The sequence below is a fragment of the Testudinibacter crocodili genome (genome assembly GCF_006228025.1).
Lineage (GTDB): Bacteria > Pseudomonadota > Gammaproteobacteria > Enterobacterales > Pasteurellaceae > Chelonobacter.
Map to the genome: position 1 here is coordinate 1 of NZ_VDHF01000015.1, position 20,668 is coordinate 20,668.

Consider the following 20,668-nt stretch of genomic DNA (forward strand, 5'->3'; position numbering starts at 1 on the left):
CTTTTTGTCTACTATGCCTGGTTTTAAAGGTGACAAAAAAGTGCGGTCAGCTTTTCAGTCTGACCGCACTTTAGGTATCAAGCGTGGTTATTGCTTATCTTTACCCAAGAATTTGACTGCCATATCCGGAAAGTCAGTGAAGACACCGGTGGCGCCGGATTTATTTAATAACGCATCGAACATTTGGTCGATGTTGCTGAAAAACGGCGGCAGAGCGTCGTTGCGCACCGTGTACGGGTGTAATTCCAGTTTGTTGGCGGCGATATCAGCGACCATGTCGGTGTATTGAATGTTGCCTGCTGTCGATTTTTTGTCATCAATTAACATATACCAGCCCGGTCCGACCCCGTCGGCATATTTGGCGACTTCAGCCATCGCACCCGGTTTGAACATCCAGTCGTAGTCGTAATTCACCCATTTACCTTTGGCATCTTTCTCTTCGGTTTCATGCCAGTCGGTATAAGCCACCAATTGAACTAATTTGATGTCCATGCCCAGTTTTGGCAGTAATTCGGTTTTGATGCGTTTGAGTTCGTTGAAATCGAAGGTTTGCAGATAAACCGCAGAGTCTTTGTTGGTGTAACCGTATTTTTTCAGCACTTTCAAGGTTTCCAACGCAATGTCTTTGCCTTCTTGGTGGTGCAGCCAAGGGGCTTTGATTTCAGGGTAAATCCCGATTTTTTTGCCGCTGGACTTTTCCAGCCCTTGAATAAATTCGATTTCATCTTCAAAAGTGTGAATGGTGAAATGCGATTTCCACATTGGGAAGCGCCCCGGATACACCTGCACTTGTTTGCCGTCTTCGACTTTAAAGTTTTCGGTCATTTCCAGCGTCTGAATCTCTTTCAAGGTGAAATCTGCCACATAGTAACGTCCGTCTTTGCGCGCACGTTTCGGGAATTTTTTTGCAACATCGGTTAAGCCGTCCAGAAAGTGATCGTGAATCACCACTAAGCGATTGTCTTTGGTCATCGCTAAATCTTGCTCTAAATAGTCGGCTTTCTGTCCGAATGCTAACGCTTTGGATTCTAGCGTGTGTTCCGGCAAATAACCGCTGGCACCACGATGGGCGATCACCAATTTTTCTTGATTGCTCAGGTTGCTAGCGTGCTGATTACCGCTAACACAGGCGGCAAGTGCGGTTGACGCTGCCAGTACGATAGCTAAGGTTTTTAATTTCATAACATTTTCCTTATTTTTAATAATATCGCAGAATTTAAGTAAAAAGAAAGACGAAACAATGTTCGCCTTTCCACTATTAAGTTGCATTATTTGATCAAGCGATCTTCTTCTGCAATTCTGGCTTTATGTTTGGCTTCTTCCACCATGGTGATCAACATCAGCACACAAGCCAGTGCCGATCCACCGATCATGATATAGAAACCACCGTTCCAACCGTAGGTGTCTGCAGCCCAGCCGATCACCGCACTGGCTGCTACTGTACCGCCCAAATAACCGAATAAACCGGTGAAGCCCGCCGCCGTTCCTGCCGCTTTTTTCGGCGCTAACTCTAAGGCGTGCAAGCCGATTAACATTACTGGACCGTAAATCAGGAAACCGATGATGGTCATCATGATAAAGTCAGTCAATTGATACGGGTTTTGATACCAAGGCAAAGCAGCATAGTGCGCCAGCTCCGCTTCAGGTGTCGCCGGGTTCATCCAGAATACCACCACGGCGATGGTGACCATCACCATAAAGATAAAGCCGGTCAGACCGCGTCTGCCTTTAAATACTTTGTCCGACATCCAACCGCACAACAACGTGCCTGGAATCGCAGCAAATTCATAAATAGCATAGGCGGAAGCGGTGGCTTTGATATCGAAGTGTTTTACTTCGCCCAAATAGACCGGAGACCATTTCAAAATACCGTAACGGATTAGATAAACGAACACGTTAGCGATGGCGATGTACCACAACAAGCGGTTTTTCAACACGTAAGTGACGAAAATATCACGGGTATTCAGTTCATGTTCGTAGGTTTTTTCGTTGTAATCTTCCGGATAGTCATTTTTATACTCTTCAATCGGCGGCAAACCGCAGGATTGAGGGGTATCTTTCAACGCAAAATAGATGATAACCGAAGCGATCATTGCCGCAATACCCGGATAATACAAGGCTTCTTGCCAAACGTGACCGAAGGTGACTTTGGTGACTTCTGGGTGGTTTGCAGCGTAAATCACACTGGCTAAACCGACCAATACCGCCGGCATCATACCGCCGAGATTGTGCGCCGTGTTCCAGATCGACACGATAGTACCACGCTCTTTTTTCGACCACCAGTGCACCATGCTGCGCCCGCTCGGCGGCCATCCCATACCTTGGAACCAACCGTTGATAAATAGCAGGACGAACATGATTAAAATGCCGGAGGTTGCCCAAGGCACCAAGCCCATCAGGGTCATACACATTCCGGAAAGTGCTAAACCGAACGGCATAAACATTTTCGGGTTGGAACGGTCGGAAATCGCTGCCATAAAGAATTTAGACAGTCCGTACGCCAAACCCGGTGCAATCCCGATAATCCCCAGTTGTGTTTTGGTATAAAGTCCGGCTTCGATCAAACCTTTTTGTGCTAAATCGAAATTACTGCGGGTAAAATAGTATGCTGCATAACCAAAGAAAATGCCCATAAACACCTGCCAACGCAGCCGAGTATAAGTTGGGTCGATTTTCTCTTGAGGTAATAACGGCTTATGTGCCGCCGGTTTAAAAAAACCAATCATAGAACACCTCTTCTTATTTTATAAGAATTATTATTGAATTAATCATATTGGGATACATGACAAAATATGTATCTTCTCGCACATTGTAACAGCTTCATTCGGACTTTGAATTTTCGATTATGAAAATTGAGAGGGAAATCACATTCATTTTGGAATTAGGCGAATATTTGCTCCATAATAGTCAAAAAAACCGTCCGTTTTTGATCTCGGACGGTTTTGATACGGCTATTTTTTCCAGTTTTTTAAGGCGTCGGCAAAGGCATTATTACCAAGCGGCGCATGACGGCGGCTATGGTTTTTTGGATTTGTCGGCGAATTGACCGCACTTTTGTGCTGTTCACTGCCACGGTTTGAGCTGTTTTTATCCTGTGGTTGTTCGTCTAAACGGCAGCTTAAAGCAATGCGTTTGCGCGCAATATCCACTTCCATCACTTTGACTTTCACCACATCACCGGTTTTGACTACATCGTGCGGATTTTCAACAAATTTATTCGACAACGAAGAAATATGCACCAAACCGTCCTGATGAACACCGATATCGACAAAGGCGCCAAAGTTGGTGACGTTAGTCACGGTGCCTTCTAAGATCATACCTGGCGATAAATCGGTGATCGTTTCTACGCCATCCATAAAGGTGGCGGTTTTGAATTCTCCACGCGGATCACGCCCTGGTTTTTCCAGTTCGTTGAAAATATCGCGTACCGTCGGCAAGCCGAAACGCTCATCGGTAAATTGTGCAGGATTCAGTGCGCTGACCGCATTTGAATTGCCGATCAGATCCTGAATAGTGTAAGCGGTAGCCTGCAGAATTTTTTCCACCACCGGATAGGCTTCCGGGTGTACACTGGAGGCATCCAACGGATTTTTGCCGTTGCTAATCCGCATAAATCCGGCACATTGTTCAAAGGCTTTTGGCCCTAAACGGCTGACTTTTTTCAGTTGTTCACGGCTGTCGAAACGCCCGTTTTCATCACGGTAATTGACGATATTTTGCGCCAGCGTAGCGCTCATGCCGGCAACCCGTGCCAACAGCGGGGCAGAAGCGGTGTTGAGATCCACTCCGACGGCATTCACGCAGTCCTCAACCACGGCGTCCAATTTGCGTGCCAGTTGGCTTTGATTGACGTCGTGCTGATACTGTCCGACGCCGATCGCTTTCGGGTCGATTTTCACCAGCTCGGCGAGTGGATCTTGCAAGCGACGGGCAATCGAAACAGCGCCACGCAACGAAACGTCTAGCTGTGGAAACTCTTGCGCCGCCAGTTCGGAAGCGGAATACACCGATGCTCCGGCTTCGCTGACCACCACTTTTTGTGCCTGCCAATCGTGTGATTTTGCCAAAATATCCGCCACAAAACGTTCGGTTTCGCGTGAGGCGGTGCCGTTGCCGATGGCAATCAAGCCGACGTTGTATTTTTTACCTAATTGGTAAACACTCACCATCGCTTTATCCATTTGTCCGGTGTGTGGGTAAATTGTGTCGGTAGCCAGTAGTTTGCCGGTGTTATCCACCACCGCCACTTTCACACCAGTGCGCAAACCGGGATCCAGCCCCATGGTGTTTTTTGCGCCTGCCGGTGCTGCCATCAAAAGTGCGGTCAGGTTGCGGGCAAACACTTCAATCGCTTCGCTTTCAGCTTGTTCACGTAACGCCGCCATCAGCTCGGTTTCCAAATGCAGCGAAATCTTAATCCGCCAAGTCCAGCTGATCACTTGCTGGCGCCAACTGTCTGCCGCTTGCTGATTGAAATTTACATCTAAGTGCTGGCGGATAATCTCTTCGCAATAGCTTTGGCGTACGCTGTCGTCTTGATCGGGATCGGCATTCAGACTCAGTTGCAAAACCCCTTCGTTACGTCCGCGCAGCATCGCCAATGCGCGGTGTGACGGCACGGTTGCCAGACGCTCCTGGTGCTCGAAATAATCCTGAAATTTTGCGCCTTCGGTTTGTTTACCATCGATCACTTTCGCCACTAATACGGCATTTTTCTGCAAATAAGTACGTACTTTTGCCAATAATTCTGCATCCTCGGCAAAACGCTCCATCAAAATATAGCGCGCGCCGTCCAGTGCGGCTTTGACATCAGCCACGCCTTTTTCCGCATCAACAAATTGCTCAGCAGCTTGTTCTGGCACTTGCTGCGGATCTTGCCACAGGCTGTCGGCCAGTGGTTCCAAACCGGCTTCAATTGCAATTTGCCCTTTGGTGCGGCGTTTGGGTTTATACGGCAGATAGAGGTCTTCCAGTTCGGTTTTGCTTTGGCAGTTTTCGATTTTGGCTTGTAGCTCAGCGCTGAGCTTGCCCTGATCGGCTATCGATTTCAAAATGGTTTGACGGCGCTCGTCCAGTTCACGTAGATACAGTAAACGAGTTTCAAAATGGCGCAATTGGGTGTCGTCCAAACCGCCGGTCACCTCTTTACGGTAGCGGGCGATAAACGGAATCGTGTTGCCTTCGTCTACCAGACCGATGGCGGCAAGGATTTGTTTCGACTGCACATTCAGTTCTTGTGCAATGGTTTGGCTGATGATTTGGTTTAGCATAATGAAATCTCTTGGGTAACAATGCAAAAGAGCGGTTTAATTAAACCGCTCAGTATATTGACAAAGATATTTGATGAGGGAAAGTAGGGGCGGATTATATATCCGCCCGAACCGCACTTTGCATTTTTCCTTTATTGATTAAATGCTTATACCACATTTCGCAAGCGGGCGGATATATAATCCGCCCCTACTTTGTTGTATAAACTACCTTTGCCAATCATTTGAGCGTAGTAGCGATAATCTAATAATACGAATGCTCGCCGTGTTGGTGTTCGGTGATATCGCGCACGCCGTGCAATTCACCGGCAAACTGTTCCAGCAGTTGTTTTTCAATGCCGTCTTTCAGGGTGACATCCACCATTGAACAGCCGTTGCAGCCGCCGCCGAATTGCAGCACCGCATAGCCATCGTCTGTCAGTTCGATTAGGGTAATTCGTCCGCCGTGGCTTGCCAGTTGCGGATTGATTTGGGTTTGAATCACATAATCCACCCGTTCGATTAATGGCGCATCGTCCGCTACTTTTTTCATTTTGGCATTCGGCGCTTTCAAGGTCAGCTGTGAACCCATATCGTCGGTGACGAAATCCAGTTCTGCCGCTTCCAAAAACGGATAGCTGATTTCATCGACGAAGGCAGAAAACAAGTCATATTTCAGTTCGGTATCACTCGCTTCGACCGCATTTGGCGGGCAATAAGACACGCCACACTCGGCATTCTGAGTGCCGGGATTGACCACGAAAATACGAATATTGGTGCCTTCTTCTTGTTGATCAAGCAGTTTACGAAAATGCGCCTGTGCGCTATCAGAAATTTGAATATACATATTTCACCTTGATGTTATAGGGATAATATCTGACTTATCTTGTCGGAATTCAGTTGGCAAAATAATACGCTTTAATCTGATCTTTTTCCAGTTTTTCCAGTTTTTCGTCAGTGGCAACTTTGTTTGTGTTCACTGCGCTGTGTTTTTCGGGTTTCCTTAAGAACTTGTGTTAAGATAAGTCCCTATTTTTATCAGGAGCAAATTTGATGACAATCCAATATTTCGGGCAAACCCCACGGTTTTCAGAGGCCACTGTCGCTAACGGCTTTGTTTTTCTTGCCGGTATGGTGCCGGAAAATAGCGCTGCCAATATTTATCAACAAACCTGTGATGTGTTGGCACAGATCGACGTTTGGCTTGCCAAGTGCGGTTCAGATAAAAACCATCTGCTGGAAGCGACAATTTTCCTGCGCGATATGTCGGATTACAGTGAGATGAACCGGGCATGGGACGAGTGGCTGAATCCGCAGCATAGCCCGGCACGGGCCTGTGTTGAGGCGAAGTTGGCAAATCCAGATTGGAAAGTGGAAATTAAAGTATCGGCAGTGCAGGTTGATCGTACTTAGCCATATAACTTAGTCATATCGCGTAGTTAAGTACGACACAAACACCACACCTGAATTTGTGTTATACCGCACTTTTGCAACAGTCGGCAGAGTTCCGCCATGGTTGCGCCGGTGGTGATCACATCATCGATAATCGCCACCGAGCGGTAATGGATTTCACTGATTTTCGGATTTATTGCAAAGGCTTTTTTCAGATTGTTGCGTCGCTGTTTGCCGCTTAACGCACGCTGTGCGCGGGTGTAGCGGATTCGTTGCAGAAGGCGATCATCGCAGGGAATCTGCAGCCAGTGTGATAGCCATCTTGCCAACAACGTCGCTTGATTATAGCCACGCTGCCATTGACGCAGCGGGTGCAATGGCACCGGCAGCAGCACCTCCGGCAGCGGTAAGTCGTGTGCCCGTTGTGCTTGTTTGACTGCAAGCAGTAGCAAACGTGCTAAAGTGCGGTCGAGTTGAAATTGGCGATGAAATTTAAAGGTGTGAATCAAATCTGACAGTGGTGGTTGAAAATGGCTGATGGTGACCAGTCGCTGCCATGGCGGTGGATCGGTCAGGCATTTACCGCAATGCAACGTATCAAACGCTAATTCCGTGCCACAGCTGCCACAATAGGCAAAGCGTTTGATTTCTCGGCGGCAACGGCTGCAAATACCATGCTGTGCAATCGCTAACTGTTGTTGGCAGCAAACACAACTGGCATCCAGCCATGCTTCGATTGATGTTTTCAGTGACGCTTTAAACCTTTGCATCATTTCCCCGTTGTTGTTGATCAGCTATCAGCATAAGCCAACCGCAGTTTGAATTGGAAAATCGGTGATATTTTTCCGATCCGGATCGAAAAAATCCTTTATACTGAGGTTACCTTTTATTTGTTTGGAACTTGACATGCTAGACCCGGAAAATATCAAAATCGTCTTTTTCGACATCGATGAAACCTTATACATAAAGCATCAGCAGCATTTGCCACCGTCGGTTCACACCGCGCTCAACCGCTTAAAACAAAACGGTATTATTCCGGCGATCGCCACCGGACGCTCGCTGTGTTCATTTCCAAAGGAGATTGATGAGCTGCGACAAAGCTTGCCGATTGAGCTGTTTGTGACAATTAATGGACAATATAATTGCTACCAGCAACAGCCGATCGCTACCTTTCCGCTGGCAACTGCGGATATTGAACGTTTAGTCACTTTTTTTGCCCACCATAATATTGACTATGCTTTTGTGTCGGAGGAGCATGTGGCGGTCAACCAAGTGACTGAACGTTTGGATCAAGCAATTCGACCGATAACCGATCGCTACATTATCGATAAAGACTATTTTCGTCACCATGCGGTCTATCAAATGTTGATTTTTTATGATGAGAGCGTTGATCAAATGATTGCTGATTCTGGCATTTTGGGCGATAACTTTCGGGTGGTGCGCTGGCATGATTTCTCGGTTGATTTGCTGGCTGCTGATGGCTCAAAAGCGCGTGGTATCCATGCAGTGCTAGAGCACTTTAAGCTGAAACCGGAAAATGCGGTGGCGTTTGGTGATGGCTTGAATGACCTTGAAATGCTGAGTGAAGTTGGTTTTGGCGTGGCGATGGGCAATGGACATCCGGAGTTGAAAGCGGTTGCCAATTATGTCACTGACGATATTGCTGATGACGGGCTGTATAATGGGCTGCAAGCGTTGGGATTGATCCGCTGATAGTGGCGAAATTGCCAAAGGGATGCGATTATTTCGGATTTGATGATTGCTTCTGGCGGTTAATCGGTGCAATATATCGCCCATTGTCAATTGACAGTCATTCGAGTCGGAGAAAGAAGCAGAGCATGGGATCGCAACAGAAAAAATTTACGCCGTTTTTAGAATTTAACCGCCAGCAATGGGCGGCTTTGCGTAAATCGGTACCGCTGACGTTAACGCAACAGGATTTGGAGCCGTTGTTGGGGTTTAACGAAGAGTTGTCGCTGGAAGAGGTCAGCACCATCTATTTGCCGCTCACGCGTTTGGTCAACTATTACATCGAAGAGAATCTGCGTCGCCAAACGGTGCTGCAACGCTTCCTGGAAATCGAAGCACCGAAAGTGCCGTATATTATCAGCATCGCTGGTAGTGTCGCTGTCGGCAAAAGCACCTCGGCACGGATTTTACAGTCGTTGCTGAGCCATTGGCCGAAAAAGCGCAAAGTGGATCTGATCACCACCGATGGCTTTCTCTATCCGCTGGCAAAGCTGCAACAGGATAATTTACTGCATAAGAAAGGCTTTCCGGTCTCTTATGATACCCAACGATTAATTCGTTTTATTTCTGATATCAAATCGGGCAAGAGCGGTGTGAAGGCACCGATCTATTCACATTTAAGCTACGATATTGTGCCGGATCAGTACAATGTGATTGACCAACCGGATATTTTGATCCTAGAGGGTTTGAACGTATTGCAAACCAGTGCCAATCACAGCACCCATCCTGATCGTCTGTTTGTGTCGGATTTTGTCGATTTCTCGATTTTTGTCGACGCCAAAGAAGCGCTGCTGAAAGAGTGGTATACCAAGCGGTTTTTAACGTTCCGTCAAGGCGCGTTCAGCGACCCGAACGCCTATTTCCACCACTATTCCCGCTTGTCTGAACAGGAAGCAATAACCACCGCACATCATATTTGGGATACGATCAACGGCTTGAATTTAAAGCAAAATATTCTACCGAGCAGCGAACGTGCCAATTTGATTCTGGTGAAAAGTGGCAATCACGAAATTGAACAGATTAAGTTGCGAAAATAACCGCTGCGGTTTACTTTTTGAACAACGGCTCCTATACTGACGCTATTTAATCTCTTGCAAATGTAGCAATACCGAATGACTCCGATTATCACATTGCAACAGCTTACCTTTCAAGCGCAGCAGCTACTGCACTATCCCGATGTGCAAATTGCTGCCAAGCAAGTAACTTTTTTACAAGGTGCCAGCGGCAGTGGCAAAAGTACGTTGCTGCGCCTGATTAATGCCACTGAATCACCCACTAGCGGTCAAATTTTATACCAAGCAAAAAATATTGCGCAGTGGGACACCCTGGAATTGCGGCGACAAGTGCTGTTGCTCAACCAACGGTTATTTCTGTTTCCGCAGACGATTCGACAAAACTTCCAACATTTTTATGATTATTTAGACAAACCGCTGCCGGATAACGCCCAAATGAGTGATTTTCTGTGTTTATGCCATGCGGATTTTGGCTTAGATACGCAGTGTGGCGTGCTGTCTGGCGGTGAACAGCAGCGGGTGTTTTTAGCGATAGCACTGAGTTTGCAGCCGAAAGTATTGATGTTGGACGAGCCGACTTCCGCACTGGATAACCAGTTGGCAGAAACGGTATTAAGTGCAGTGCTAAACTATTGCCGCCAGCAGCAAATTACCGTATTAGCCATCAGTCACGATCAACAATTGGTGCAACGGCATGCGGATGCTATTGTGGCAATTAGCAAGGAGTAGCCAATGAACGATGTCAATATGAACCTGTTGAATTTCAGTCTGGTTTACCTGTTGCTGCTGATTGTGCTGTACGTGATGAAAAAAAGTCAGATTCAACAATCTAAACTGCTATTGATCGCCAGTATTCGAATGACAGTGCAGCTGATTATTGCCGGTTGGGTGCTGACCTATATTTTCGGTCACCCTAGCCCGATTTTCACCATTTTGTATGTGGCGGCGATGGTGGTTTTTGCGATTCATCGGGTGCTATCGAAAAATCCAACACTGAATCAACGCTTTAAAAGTGCGGTTGCGTTGTCGATGACGTTTTCCGGGCTGAGCATCATCGCCTTTTTTGTGGTGGTTGTGACCAATCAACAGCTGTTTGATCCGCAATATGTGATTCCGCTCGGTGGGATGATTATGGGCAATGCGATGACGGCTCTTAACTTGGGACTGAAAACTTTTCGTGAAAGTTTGGCAGCGGAACGGGATAAAATTACGGTGTTGCTGAATTTCGGCGCAGCGCCATCGAAAATTCTGCTGCCATATGTCAATCAAGCACTGGAAACCGCACTTTTGCCAACGCTAAATTCGATGCTGGGCATGGGCATTATCGCCTTGCCGGGCATGATGACCGGACAGATTTTGTCCGGCACTTTGCCGAGTACTGCCGTGTTGTATCAAATCGCGATTATGATCGCCATTTGTACTACTGTCAGTTTGGCGCTGTTCGGCGCATTATATTTCGGCCACCGCACTTTATACAATCAACGCAACCAGTTGAATTTTAACGGCTGAAAAGTGCCGCTCCGCCACTGATCGGCAATGTTGTGCCATGTAACAGTGCGCTGCCGAGGGTAATTAAAATTAGCCCGAATAGCATTTTTACCAGCAGCGGAAAATAAGCGGAGACATGTGCAGAAAAATAGCCTTTGCCAAATTTCAGCATGCGATCACGGGTATATAACACCAGCAGTCCGAACAGTGTCAATGCGCTTCCGGTACCGAGCGCCATCGCCATCGTTGCGACCACGCCCCAGAGATAAAGATCTAACATATAAGCCAAAAACAACACAAAAATAGCGCCACTGCACGGGCGAATGCCGATACTGAGCACCACCATCAATTGTGGTTTCCAATCATGAAGATGGTTGATTTGAGCAGGATCAGCTAGGTGTTGATGTCCGCAGCCGCATTGATTTATCGCTGATTTATTTGTAACTGAAAGTGCGGTCAGCGGCGAAATCAAGCACGGCTTGATTTGTAATTCAGCATCAAGCTGGCGGATTTGTGTAATGTTACCGATTGCGGTTTGAGGCTTGGTTTGGCGCAGTGTGCGATAAATTTGTCGGCTGTTTTTGATCAACCAATAGCCGCCCAAAGCGATGATCAGCATAAAACTGATCCGCTCCAGCCAAAGTTGGGTCAATCGAAAATAACCGGCTGATAGGGTTAAAACCACCACAATTAGCGAAATAACTGCCACGGCGACCACACCTTGCAACAGCGAAGCCAGCAAGGTCAAGCGAATACTGGTTTTCAGTCGAATCGGGTGGGTGGCAAGGTAGCCGCTCAGAATAAATTTGCCGTGTCCCGGACCGACGGCGTGCAGAAAACCGTAAGCAAAACTGATGACAACCAGCCAGCTGCCTGCCTCCGATGGTTGCTGATTGATCTGTTTTAGTGTGGTGGAAATCAGTTGGTTAAATTCCCGCTGCCATTCCACGGTTTTGGCTAACAAATGTGGATAGAGACTGAGTAAGATTGCCAACAGTACAGCTAACAGTAGCAACGGCAAATAAACCGCTTTAAATTTTACTGACATGAAAGCACCACCTGTTGTGCAAATAGTGCGCCGAGTGTCATATCCTCATCTTTTTGGCTTTTATCTAAGGATGCGGCATAATCCTTGAGTTTTTGATCGACGTTAGGCGTTTGCAGTGTCACCTGGCATTGCGGATAATCTGCAATCGTACGGGCTGGTGCCTGCGGATAGGTCATCGCCACATAATAACTGGGATCATAACTGGATAACGTACCATGAAAATTATGGATTGGTTGCGATTGGCTGAGGTAAAAATTAAAACTAAACAGAATATGATTACCGATCACATTCAGTTCGTATTGATCGGGCTTGCTGGTATATTTTAACGGAATTTTCTGACTGTCGTAAAAATAACTGAAATAGTGCTGGTTGACGATATTCTGCATAATAGTATCACTCATTTGCTGCTTGGTTTCTACTGGGTTTTTGCTAATCTTCAGTTCATAAATCAACTCAGATGAAGCGGCTTCATCAAACAACCACGCCATGCGCAAGCCGATGAGCTGCTGATCTTTAATCAAAAACTGGGTTTGCATATCAATAAACGCATGGGGATGCGCCCAAACAGCGTTGATTGAAAAAAATCCGATACAAAGTAGTATCAGCGACCGCACTTGGCGCATACTCTTTCCTCTGTGTGTATTGTGCAGGTTTCGCCTGCGTGTAGGCGAAACATTTTAACAGCTTGTGCGCTTTCATGCTAAATTAAAGCCAATGTAGTAGAGCCGCAGATAAAGGAGAAAAACATGAGCAACTTAAAACCATTCCCCAAAGACTTTTTATGGGGCGGCGCAACCGCTGCCAACCAGATTGAGGGCGGCTTTGATGCTGGCGGCAAAGGCTTGTCCAGTGCCGATATGGTGGCGTATGTGCCGAAAAGTGAGCGCGGTGCGCACAGTGCTGCGATTGAGATCGACTCGCAGCGGATTGAGGATATTTTATCCGGGGCTTTTCAAGGGCGTTTTCCAAAGCGAGAAGGAATTGACTTTTATCATACTTACAAACAAGATATTGTTTTGCTGGCGGAAATGGGCCTGAAAATGTTCCGTATTTCCATTCATTGGGCGCGGATTTTCCCGAGCGGTTACGACGAGCTGCCGAACGAAGCGGGCTTGCAGTTTTATGACGATCTGTTCGACGAAATGCTCAAACACGGGATTCAACCGATGGTGACGCTTTGCCACTACGAAACACCGCTGGGTCTGACCCAAAAATACAATGGCTGGGCAGGGCGTGAAGTGATCGGTCATTTTTTGCGCTACGCTGAAACCGTATTTAAACGCTATCAACACAAAGTCAAATATTGGCTGACCTTTAATGAAATTAATATGATCACCATGCACAGTCCATTCACTGGCGGCGGGATTGTTATCGATCGTGTGCCGCAAGCCGAACAGGAAAATGTCAAATATCAGGCTTTACACCATCAATTTATCGCCAGTGCCCTTGCCACCAAAGCGCTGCATGAGATTATTCCCGACGGCAAAATGGGCTGTATGTTGGCGCGTTTGCATCATTATGCCCTCACTGCCGATCCGCAAGATCAGCGTTTGGCGCAATGGGGCAACCAACAAAATCTATTTTTCACCGATGTGCATGCGCGCGGTGAATATCCACGCTATATGTTGCGTCATTGGGCGGAAAACAATGTGCGCATTCACAAAGTACTGGGTGATGATACGATTTTAAAACAATATCCGGTGGACTTTATTTCGTTCAGTTACTATATGAGTTTGGCGGTCACCAGCCATGAGGACGTGGAAAAAACTGCCGGTAATCTGATCGGTGGGGTGAAAAACCCGTATCTGCAAGCGTCCGATTGGGGCTGGCAAATCGACCCGATCGGTTTGCGCATTACCTTAAACGATATGTACGATCGTTACCAAATCCCACTGTTTATCGTGGAAAATGGTTTGGGCGCATACGATAACGTAGAAGCCGACGGCACTATCCACGATGATTATCGGGTTGATTACTTGCGTGCGCATATTCAGCAAATACAAGAAGCGATCACTGATGGAGTAGATTTAATCGGCTACCTTGAATGGGGACCAATCGACCTGGTGAGCATGTCCACCTCGGAAATATCAAAACGCTATGGCTTTATCCATGTTGACATCGACGACGACGGCAACGGCAGCCGCCAACGCCGCCGCAAAGACTCGTTCTATTGGTATAAAAAAGTCATCGCCAGCAACGGTGCAGATCTGAGCTAAGTGCATAATAAACATACCGCACTTTACGTTTTATAACGGTAAAGTGCGGTATCAACTATTTCATAAATACACAATGCAACTAGCTAGTCCGTGCGAATAATAAATAACCCCCACAGATTATTTCGCATTCTGTGGTTTCGCTTTTATAATAGCGGTTTGATATTAGCTAACTTGAATATACTCAACCATGGCACTTTTTTATACTGAACGCAAGCAAAGCACTGCAGCGAAGAAACTGACGCTGCAGATAACCGATCTTGATTATCAAGGGCTGGGAGTTGCCCGTTTGCAGGGGAAAACTTGGTTTGTGGAAAATGCGTTGCCACAGGAAACCGTGGAAGTGCGGGTGTTGGACGAGAAAAAGCAGTATGGGCACGCCGTGACGCAAAAAATTTTGCAGCATTCTGAGCAGCGGATTGAGCCAAAGTGCGGTCATTATGTTGAATGCGGCGGCTGTCAAATGCAGCATATTCCAATAATATTGCAACAGCAAGTGAAACAACGGGCATTGCAGCAGCGCTTAAGCCGTTTGCAGCCGAAAATTGCCTTTCAACCGCTGCTGACAGCAGACGAATGGGGCTATCGCCGCCGTTTGCGCTTGAGTATTTTATTCGATAAACAAAGTAAAACCCTATCGTTTGGTTTGCGTCGACGGCGTTCGAAATCGATTGTCAATATCCAACATTGCGCTGTTGCCGAACCGCACTTGAATGCGGTGTTGGCGGCATTGCAAACATGGTTGCCGCGATGGCAGAGCAAAGCACAATTGGGACATATCGAATTGGTCGCCGCGGATAACGGCGTGGCGATGTTATTGCGCCATGCGGGGCAAGTGCAATCCGATGACAAAGTGCGGTTGTTGCAGTTTGCCGCTGAACAGCAATTACAACTGTTTGTTTGCGAACAGGAACACCAGATTCAACACTGGTATGGCGACACGCCATATTATCAGCTGGCTAACGGACAGCGGCTGGCGTTTGCGGTGCGGGATTTTATTCAGGTGAACCGCACTTTAAATCAAAAAATGATCGATACCGCCCTTGACTGGCTGGCGTTATCACCGACCGATCGGGTGTTGGATTTATTTTGCGGTATGGGAAACTTTACCCTGCCGTTGGCGTCCAAAGTAGCAAGTGCGGTCGGGATTGAGGGAGTCGCTGAGATGGTGGCGCAGGCGAAGCAGAATGCGCTTGCCAATGGTGTGACCAATGTTAAATTTTACCAAACGGATTTGGATCGTACTTTCAGTGATCAACCTTGGGCGAAACAGGCGTTTGACAAGGTGCTGCTTGATCCGCCACGCAGCGGTGCGCTGTTTGCGCTGCCGCATATTTGTGAATTGCGCCCGAACAGTATTTTGTATGTCTCTTGCAATCCGGCGACGTTGGTGCGCGACAGTGAATATTTGTTGCAACAGGGGTATCAACTTGAAAAAAGTGCGGCGATTGATATGTTTCCACATACCGCGCATTTGGAATCAATCACCTTATTTAAAAAGCGCTAACCAGCAAACAGGGAGAATAATATGGTAGCCATTCGTGCATCACATCTGCTCTCACCCGAGCAGTTTGTGATTGAGGATTGGAGTGAGGGTCTGACACTCGCTCCTGCGGTTCGTCAAAAGTTACTTGAAACTTGGCACTATAATTGCGACAAATTGGCGAATTTGGAAGCAAAAGAGCGGCAATATTTGCTCTATTCCGCCAGCGAAATGGTGGAAGTATTGAGTGGTTTGAATATGGATCAAGACAGTCTGATCGCTGCGATGTTATTCCCTTTGGTGAAGCGACGAATCATCAATTATGACCATGTGAAAGAGGATTTTGGCAACGATATTCGCAAACTGGTGAAAGGCGTGGTGGATATGGACAGTATCCGCCAATTGAGTGCCAGCCAGTCGGGCAGTAATTTGCAGGTGGATAATGTGCGCCGCATGCTGCTGGCGATGGTGGACGACTTCCGCTGCGTGGTGATTAAACTGGCGGAGCGAATTGCGTTTTTGCGTGAAGAAAACCATTTTATCTCTGAGCCGGAAAAAATCTTAGCCGCGCGCGAATGCAGCAATATTTATGCCCCACTTGCCAACCGTTTGGGCATCGGGCAGTTGAAATGGGAGTTGGAAGACTACTGTTTCCGCTATCTTGATCCGGCGCATTACCGCCAAATCGCCAAATTGTTGCAGGAAAAGCGCCGCGATCGTGAAGCCTATATCCATGATTTTGTCGCAGTGATCGAGCGTGATCTACAAGCCGAGCTGCCGCAACGCGCGCAAGTGTATGGGCGTCCGAAGCATATTTACAGCATTTGGAAAAAAATGCAGAAGAAAAATCTGCCGTTCGAGCAGTTATTTGATATTCGTGCAGTGCGAATTATTGTGGATAAATTGGAGGATTGCTATACCGCACTTGGTATTGTCCACAGCCACTTTAAACATATTGCTGCTGAATTTGACGATTATGTGGCGCACCCGAAGCCGAACGGCTATCAATCAATCCATACTGTTGTGTGGGGCGAAGGAAAAAAAGCGATTGAAGTGCAAATCCGCACCCAAAAAATGCACGATGATGCCGAATTGGGCGTAGCAGCACACTGGAAATATAAAGAGGGCAGTACCGGCGGCAGGGCTGATTATGAACAGAAAATCAGTTGGTTACGCCAAGTGTTGGCGTGGCAGCATGATTTGAGCCAATCCGGCGACATGATGGAGGAGACCCGCAGCAAAATCTTTGACGATCGAATCTATGTGTTTACACCGCAAGGGGATATCGTTGATTTGCCGAGCGGATCGACACCGTTGGATTTTGCCTATACTATCCACAGCGAAGTTGGGCACCGCTGTATCGGGGCGAAAGTCGCGGATCGAATTGTGCCGTTCACCTACAAGTTACAAATGGGAGATAAAGTGGAAATTATCACCCAGAAAAATCCGAATCCAAGCCGTGACTGGCTGAATCCGAACACTGGTTTTGTCACGATCAATCGGGTACGCTCCAAAATTCAGGCATGGTTCAAACGTTTGGATCGTGAGAAAAATATTCCGCTTGGCAAAGAGCAGTTGGAAGCAGAAATGCTCAAACTGGGACTGAACCATAAGCAGATCGAAGAGTACGCATTACCACGCTACAATTTGAAACAACTTGATGATCTTTATGCGGGTATCGGCAACGGTGATATTCGCCTGAATCAACTCAGCAACTACTTACAAGGCAAACTGCTGAAACCGTCTGCCGAGCAGGTTGATGAACATATTTTGCGTCAGGTAGAAAGCAAACAGCAAAACAAAACCAGCAGCAGCAAAGGGCAAATTGTGGTAGAAGGAGTTGGCAACCTGATGCACCACATTGCACGCTGCTGCCAACCGATTCCGGGCGATGCGATTTTGGGTTACATCACCCAAGGACGCGGCATCTCGATTCACCGTGCCGACTGCGATCAGGTGTTGAATCTGCAAGAAGCCTGTCCGGAGCGGGTGGTGGAAGCGGTGTGGGGCAAAAGCTTCAACACCAAATTTAATTTGGTGATTCGAGTGGTCGCCAACGATCGCACCGGTTTACTGCGCGACATCACCACGGTCTTGGCGAACGAAAAAGTCAGCGTGCTGCGGGTCTCCAGTAAAAGCGACGTCAAAAACATGACCGCCACCATTGATATGGAGATCGAATTGGGCAACGTCGAGATGCTGGGGCGGATTTTATCCTCGCTGCTGCGGATTAACGATGTGTTGGAAGCCAGACGTTTATCAAATTAAATCTGACCGCACTTTTAACCGTATTTTTAAAATAATAAAGGAACATTATGTCAAAAAATCATACTGAGCAGCCGGATATGCAGAAGCACAAAGGTTTTACCCATTTAGTCAAGGCGACCGGTTACTCCATTAAAGGCTTAAAACAAGCCGTTACCGAAACTGCATTTCAACACGAACTGATTATGGCGGCGGTGTTGATTCCGTTAGCTTTTTGGCTTGGCGAAAACGGTGTAGAACGGGCGTTGATGATCGGCTCTGTGCTGATGGTGTTGGTGGTCGAATTGCTGAACAGCGCAATCGAGTCGGTGGTCGATCGCGTGGGTATGGAATACCACGAACTCTCCGGCAGAGCCAAAGATCTCGGCTCGGCAGCGGTGACGATGGCGTTAGCAATCATGGCTATCACTTGGTTATTGCTGATTTTTGGTTGATATCGTCGATGCTGACAATCCAATTACAACAGCGGTTTTATGCCTTAAATTTACTTTAATGTTCAAATGGCGTGATGAAATTTAAGTTATAGTATGTTTTTTATATTGTTGGATTAAATATCTTATTGACTAACAATGATAAAGATCTAATTTAAGCAATAAAGCGATTGTTTATTATTTAACACTCATTTAGAATAAAATTGCTCAATCCGAGTATTTATTTATAAGAGGATTATAAAATGAAAAAAGTACTGGTTTTAACAGCAGCGCTTCTTAGTAGCAGCGTTATTTCAGCTACCGCTCTTGCGGCTCCGGCTGGTCAAACTTTTGTTGGTCCTTCCGTTGGTTTGAAAATAAGTAGTGAAAAATTTAAATTCAACGAAGAAGAGATCAAACTAAAACGTTTCACATCAGTGAATTTAATTGCGGATTACGGGTTTGATTTTGGCAATGATTTTGTCGGCTTAGCCCAAGCTAGCATTCAATTAGGCAAAAGTGGAAAATATGCGGTTGATACCGAGCCGGGTGAGGGTAATGGTGCAAGTGCCAAAAGAAAGCATAATTTCACCGTTGGCTATGCACAAGGTTACCGTGTACTGCCTAATCTATTGCCTTATGTCAAAGTGAATTATAATTATGGTAAAGTCAAATGGTCTGATGACGGCAGCTCTTATAGTGTGAAAGGATTCGGCTATGGTCTAGGGGCCAAATATGCCCTGTCGCAAAATGTTGAATTGGGCGCGGAATACACGCGTGTACATTTACAAGATTCTGTAAAATCGAATGAGCTTTCTTTCTTAGCATCTTACCGTTTTTAACCGTTTGCATAAAGCCAAATCAGCTTAGCAATATAACTTTTAGGGCGTGTCCTCATTATCAACCATGAGGACATGCCCTAATAACAGCAACCGCAAAGCGGATCGAATAAATAAGTTAACCTTGCCATTTCATTTCCCCCATGTTCACTTTGGCACCCAGCTCCAGATTGATTTGCCTGCCCAGATTCGGGTAGGCTTTTTACATTTTTTCAATCAGCGCCGCTAGGGCAAGGGCGGTAGTTAAGGTTAAAACAGAAGCGGCGGCGGTTTGTTTGATATTCATTGTTTCCTTTAATGGGCTGTTTGGGTTTGAATGCTGCGCAGTATAGGCAAACCAAGTGCGGGAAACAATCCGTACTTTACTGATTAGATCGTTAAGTAAAATTTAATATTTGGATGAGATATTTCATATTATCCAGAAAAATACAACTCTTTCACTAAGGCCTGAAATACGGAGAATCGGTACTATTTAGTCTATTATCATGCCTTTACTCATAAAAATGCCCTATCCATTAAAGATAGGGCATTTGCTACTTAGTGCTGACAACTAAATGTTACCAAGTAAATTTCACCCCAAGGTTGAAAATGGCATTTTGGTAATGGTTGCTGTCTAAAGCGAGCTTCACATCTTGTGTCAAATACAGGTGTTCTGCCAATTTATAGCTTGACCCCAGATCCAAATTGAATTTTAATTTCCCGGTGCCACGTGAATAGTTACGATCGGTATCCTTATACCGCACTTGCAATTTACCCAGATCATAACTAACCCCAATACCTGCATTAAAATTCCAGCGTTCACCATTGTAATCAACCATCACACCGACTTCGCTGCTGAGTGGTAATTTATCGCTCACCTCAATTTTATCACCGTTGCTGTCTGTTAATTCACCTAAGCCCAGATCGTTATAGCTCAACGCAATATACTCTTTCACACTGATATTGCCGAACGGCTGTGTATAGCTGATACCGCCTTTAGCAAAAATGCCGGTAGATGAGAAATGGCTATTCATGCTGGTTGGCGCTTGTCCGTCAATTTTAGTATTAAAACGTGCTTTAGCCACCCCGAGCGCAGCATATAATTTTAGGTCATCAAAATAATATCCGCCGTAACCAATAACTGATGTTAATTTCGTTTTCGACTGTAACCGCACTTTGTCTGACGCTGTACTCGTGGTTAAATCTGCCAAGCGGATTTGCACCCCACCTTCGATATCATTGACTTGATTAGCTAGGTTAAACACTACGCCTTTACCATTCACCTTACTCTTGAAGTCGTACTGGTGCTGATAATTATCACGCTCATAGTAACCTTCATAAGCTACACTGAAGCCAGATTGGGCATTATTTAAATTAATATTGACTACATTGCGAGCACTACCAATCAATGTTAAATATTCGCCAACTTCCGGCGCTGTTTTTACCGATAAACTGATTTTAGCGGCTTTTTCAGCGGCAGCTTTCTCGGCAGCGGCTTTTTCGGCAGCAGCTTTTTCAGCGGCAGCTTTTTCAGCAGCGGCTT

Annotated in this window: 17 protein-coding genes and 1 pseudogene; 10 read left to right on the plus strand and 8 right to left on the minus strand. The window is 46.4% G+C overall.

Annotation, left to right across the window (positions count from 1 at the left end):
* Positions 1-87: 87 nt before the first annotated feature.
* The 4 genes and pseudogenes from glpQ to nfuA all read right to left on the minus strand — a co-directional run bounded on the left by glpQ (position 88) and on the right by nfuA (position 6,093).
* On the minus strand, positions 88-1,182 hold the full coding sequence (gene glpQ / locus FHQ23_RS01200; RefSeq protein WP_139612685.1) for a glycerophosphodiester phosphodiesterase: 1,095 nt from the start codon (positions 1,180-1,182) through the stop codon (positions 88-90).
* Between the two features lie 86 nt (positions 1,183-1,268).
* Positions 1,269-2,726 (minus strand): glycerol-3-phosphate transporter, encoded by a 1,458-nt coding sequence (gene glpT, locus FHQ23_RS01205; protein WP_139612686.1) that lies wholly within the window; start codon positions 2,724-2,726, stop codon positions 1,269-1,271.
* Positions 2,727-3,097: 371 nt separating this feature from the next.
* Positions 3,098-5,270 (minus strand): annotated as a pseudogene (locus tag FHQ23_RS01210) (Tex family protein); the annotation flags it as partial.
* Positions 5,271-5,511: 241 nt separating this feature from the next.
* Complete coding sequence (nfuA, locus tag FHQ23_RS01215) at positions 5,512-6,093, minus strand: Fe-S biogenesis protein NfuA (protein WP_139612688.1); 582 nt, start codon at positions 6,091-6,093, stop codon at positions 5,512-5,514.
* Between the two features lie 206 nt (positions 6,094-6,299).
* Between nfuA and FHQ23_RS01220 the strand changes: the two genes are divergently transcribed.
* Entirely contained in the window at positions 6,300-6,659 is a 360-nt protein-coding gene (locus FHQ23_RS01220) for a RidA family protein (protein WP_139612689.1), read from the plus strand.
* A gap of 26 nt (positions 6,660-6,685) precedes the next feature.
* Here the strand turns inward: FHQ23_RS01220 and FHQ23_RS01225 are convergent, their stop codons facing one another.
* Positions 6,686-7,408, minus strand: coding sequence for a phosphoribosyltransferase family protein (locus FHQ23_RS01225; RefSeq protein ID WP_139612690.1), 723 nt, complete (start codon positions 7,406-7,408; stop codon positions 6,686-6,688).
* A gap of 136 nt (positions 7,409-7,544) precedes the next feature.
* Here FHQ23_RS01225 and FHQ23_RS01230 point away from each other — a divergent pair, with 136 nt between their 5' ends.
* The 4 genes from FHQ23_RS01230 to FHQ23_RS01245 all read left to right on the plus strand — a co-directional run bounded on the left by FHQ23_RS01230 (position 7,545) and on the right by FHQ23_RS01245 (position 10,909).
* Positions 7,545-8,351: a Cof-type HAD-IIB family hydrolase gene (locus FHQ23_RS01230; protein ID WP_139612691.1), complete on the plus strand. Its 807-nt coding sequence runs from the start codon at positions 7,545-7,547 to the stop codon at positions 8,349-8,351.
* 125 nt (positions 8,352-8,476) lie between these two features.
* Complete coding sequence (gene coaA, locus FHQ23_RS01235; protein WP_139612692.1) at positions 8,477-9,424, plus strand: type I pantothenate kinase; 948 nt, start codon at positions 8,477-8,479, stop codon at positions 9,422-9,424.
* Between the two features lie 75 nt (positions 9,425-9,499).
* Positions 9,500-10,129: an ABC transporter ATP-binding protein gene (locus tag FHQ23_RS01240; RefSeq protein WP_139612693.1), complete on the plus strand. Its 630-nt coding sequence runs from the start codon at positions 9,500-9,502 to the stop codon at positions 10,127-10,129.
* 3 nt (positions 10,130-10,132) lie between these two features.
* Complete coding sequence (locus FHQ23_RS01245; protein WP_139612694.1) at positions 10,133-10,909, plus strand: ABC transporter permease; 777 nt, start codon at positions 10,133-10,135, stop codon at positions 10,907-10,909.
* On the opposite strand, the gene FHQ23_RS01250 is transcribed toward FHQ23_RS01245, so the two are convergent.
* Complete coding sequence (locus FHQ23_RS01250) at positions 10,899-11,936, minus strand: nickel/cobalt transporter (protein ID WP_139612695.1); 1,038 nt, start codon at positions 11,934-11,936, stop codon at positions 10,899-10,901. The two genes, FHQ23_RS01245 and FHQ23_RS01250, sit on opposite strands and share 11 nt — an antisense overlap.
* Entirely contained in the window at positions 11,927-12,559 is a 633-nt protein-coding gene (locus FHQ23_RS01255) for a DUF1007 family protein (RefSeq protein WP_139612696.1), read from the minus strand. The genes FHQ23_RS01250 and FHQ23_RS01255 overlap by 10 nt, the downstream gene beginning before the upstream one ends.
* A gap of 123 nt (positions 12,560-12,682) precedes the next feature.
* On the opposite strand from FHQ23_RS01255, the gene FHQ23_RS01260 reads away from it, so the two are divergent.
* From FHQ23_RS01260 to FHQ23_RS01280, 5 genes are all read left to right on the plus strand, one after another.
* Positions 12,683-14,152 (plus strand): glycoside hydrolase family 1 protein, encoded by a 1,470-nt coding sequence (locus FHQ23_RS01260; RefSeq protein ID WP_139612697.1) that lies wholly within the window; start codon positions 12,683-12,685, stop codon positions 14,150-14,152.
* Positions 14,153-14,339: 187 nt separating this feature from the next.
* On the plus strand, positions 14,340-15,656 hold the full coding sequence (gene rlmD, locus FHQ23_RS01265; RefSeq protein ID WP_139612698.1) for a 23S rRNA (uracil(1939)-C(5))-methyltransferase RlmD: 1,317 nt from the start codon (positions 14,340-14,342) through the stop codon (positions 15,654-15,656).
* A gap of 21 nt (positions 15,657-15,677) precedes the next feature.
* On the plus strand, positions 15,678-17,900 hold the full coding sequence (relA, locus tag FHQ23_RS01270; RefSeq protein ID WP_139612699.1) for a GTP diphosphokinase: 2,223 nt from the start codon (positions 15,678-15,680) through the stop codon (positions 17,898-17,900).
* Between the two features lie 77 nt (positions 17,901-17,977).
* Positions 17,978-18,331, plus strand: coding sequence for a diacylglycerol kinase (locus tag FHQ23_RS01275; protein ID WP_139612702.1), 354 nt, complete (start codon positions 17,978-17,980; stop codon positions 18,329-18,331).
* 239 nt (positions 18,332-18,570) lie between these two features.
* A complete protein-coding gene (locus tag FHQ23_RS01280) occupies positions 18,571-19,149 on the plus strand; it encodes a porin family protein (protein ID WP_139612700.1) in 579 nt (192 codons plus the stop codon).
* A gap of 554 nt (positions 19,150-19,703) precedes the next feature.
* Here the strand turns inward: FHQ23_RS01280 and FHQ23_RS01285 are convergent.
* On the minus strand, positions 19,704-20,668 hold a 965-nt coding region (locus FHQ23_RS01285; RefSeq protein ID WP_139612701.1), incomplete at its 5' end, for an autotransporter outer membrane beta-barrel domain-containing protein.

What these genes read in the sequence shown, in the direction of transcription:
- FHQ23_RS01260 (WP_139612697.1), top strand. Translation starts at nt 12,683, where the DNA reads ATGAGCAACTTAAAACCATTCCCCAAAGACTTTTTATGGGGCGGCGCA.
- FHQ23_RS01240 (WP_139612693.1), top strand. Translation starts at nt 9,500, where the DNA reads ATGACTCCGATTATCACATTGCAACAGCTTACCTTTCAAGCGCAGCAG.
- FHQ23_RS01220 (WP_139612689.1), top strand. Translation starts at nt 6,300, where the DNA reads ATGACAATCCAATATTTCGGGCAAACCCCACGGTTTTCAGAGGCCACT.
- FHQ23_RS01225 (WP_139612690.1), bottom strand. Translation starts at nt 7,408, where the DNA reads ATGCAAAGGTTTAAAGCGTCACTGAAAACATCAATCGAAGCATGGCTG.
- relA (WP_139612699.1), top strand. Translation starts at nt 15,678, where the DNA reads ATGGTAGCCATTCGTGCATCACATCTGCTCTCACCCGAGCAGTTTGTG.
- FHQ23_RS01275 (WP_139612702.1), top strand. Translation starts at nt 17,978, where the DNA reads ATGCAGAAGCACAAAGGTTTTACCCATTTAGTCAAGGCGACCGGTTAC.
- glpT (WP_139612686.1), bottom strand. Translation starts at nt 2,726, where the DNA reads ATGATTGGTTTTTTTAAACCGGCGGCACATAAGCCGTTATTACCTCAA.
- nfuA (WP_139612688.1), bottom strand. Translation starts at nt 6,093, where the DNA reads ATGTATATTCAAATTTCTGATAGCGCACAGGCGCATTTTCGTAAACTG.
- coaA (WP_139612692.1), top strand. Translation starts at nt 8,477, where the DNA reads ATGGGATCGCAACAGAAAAAATTTACGCCGTTTTTAGAATTTAACCGC.
- rlmD (WP_139612698.1), top strand. Translation starts at nt 14,340, where the DNA reads ATGGCACTTTTTTATACTGAACGCAAGCAAAGCACTGCAGCGAAGAAA.
- FHQ23_RS01230 (WP_139612691.1), top strand. Translation starts at nt 7,545, where the DNA reads ATGCTAGACCCGGAAAATATCAAAATCGTCTTTTTCGACATCGATGAA.
- glpQ (WP_139612685.1), bottom strand. Translation starts at nt 1,182, where the DNA reads ATGAAATTAAAAACCTTAGCTATCGTACTGGCAGCGTCAACCGCACTT.
- FHQ23_RS01280 (WP_139612700.1), top strand. Translation starts at nt 18,571, where the DNA reads ATGAAAAAAGTACTGGTTTTAACAGCAGCGCTTCTTAGTAGCAGCGTT.
- FHQ23_RS01250 (WP_139612695.1), bottom strand. Translation starts at nt 11,936, where the DNA reads ATGTCAGTAAAATTTAAAGCGGTTTATTTGCCGTTGCTACTGTTAGCT.
- FHQ23_RS01255 (WP_139612696.1), bottom strand. Translation starts at nt 12,559, where the DNA reads ATGCGCCAAGTGCGGTCGCTGATACTACTTTGTATCGGATTTTTTTCA.
- FHQ23_RS01245 (WP_139612694.1), top strand. Translation starts at nt 10,133, where the DNA reads ATGAACGATGTCAATATGAACCTGTTGAATTTCAGTCTGGTTTACCTG.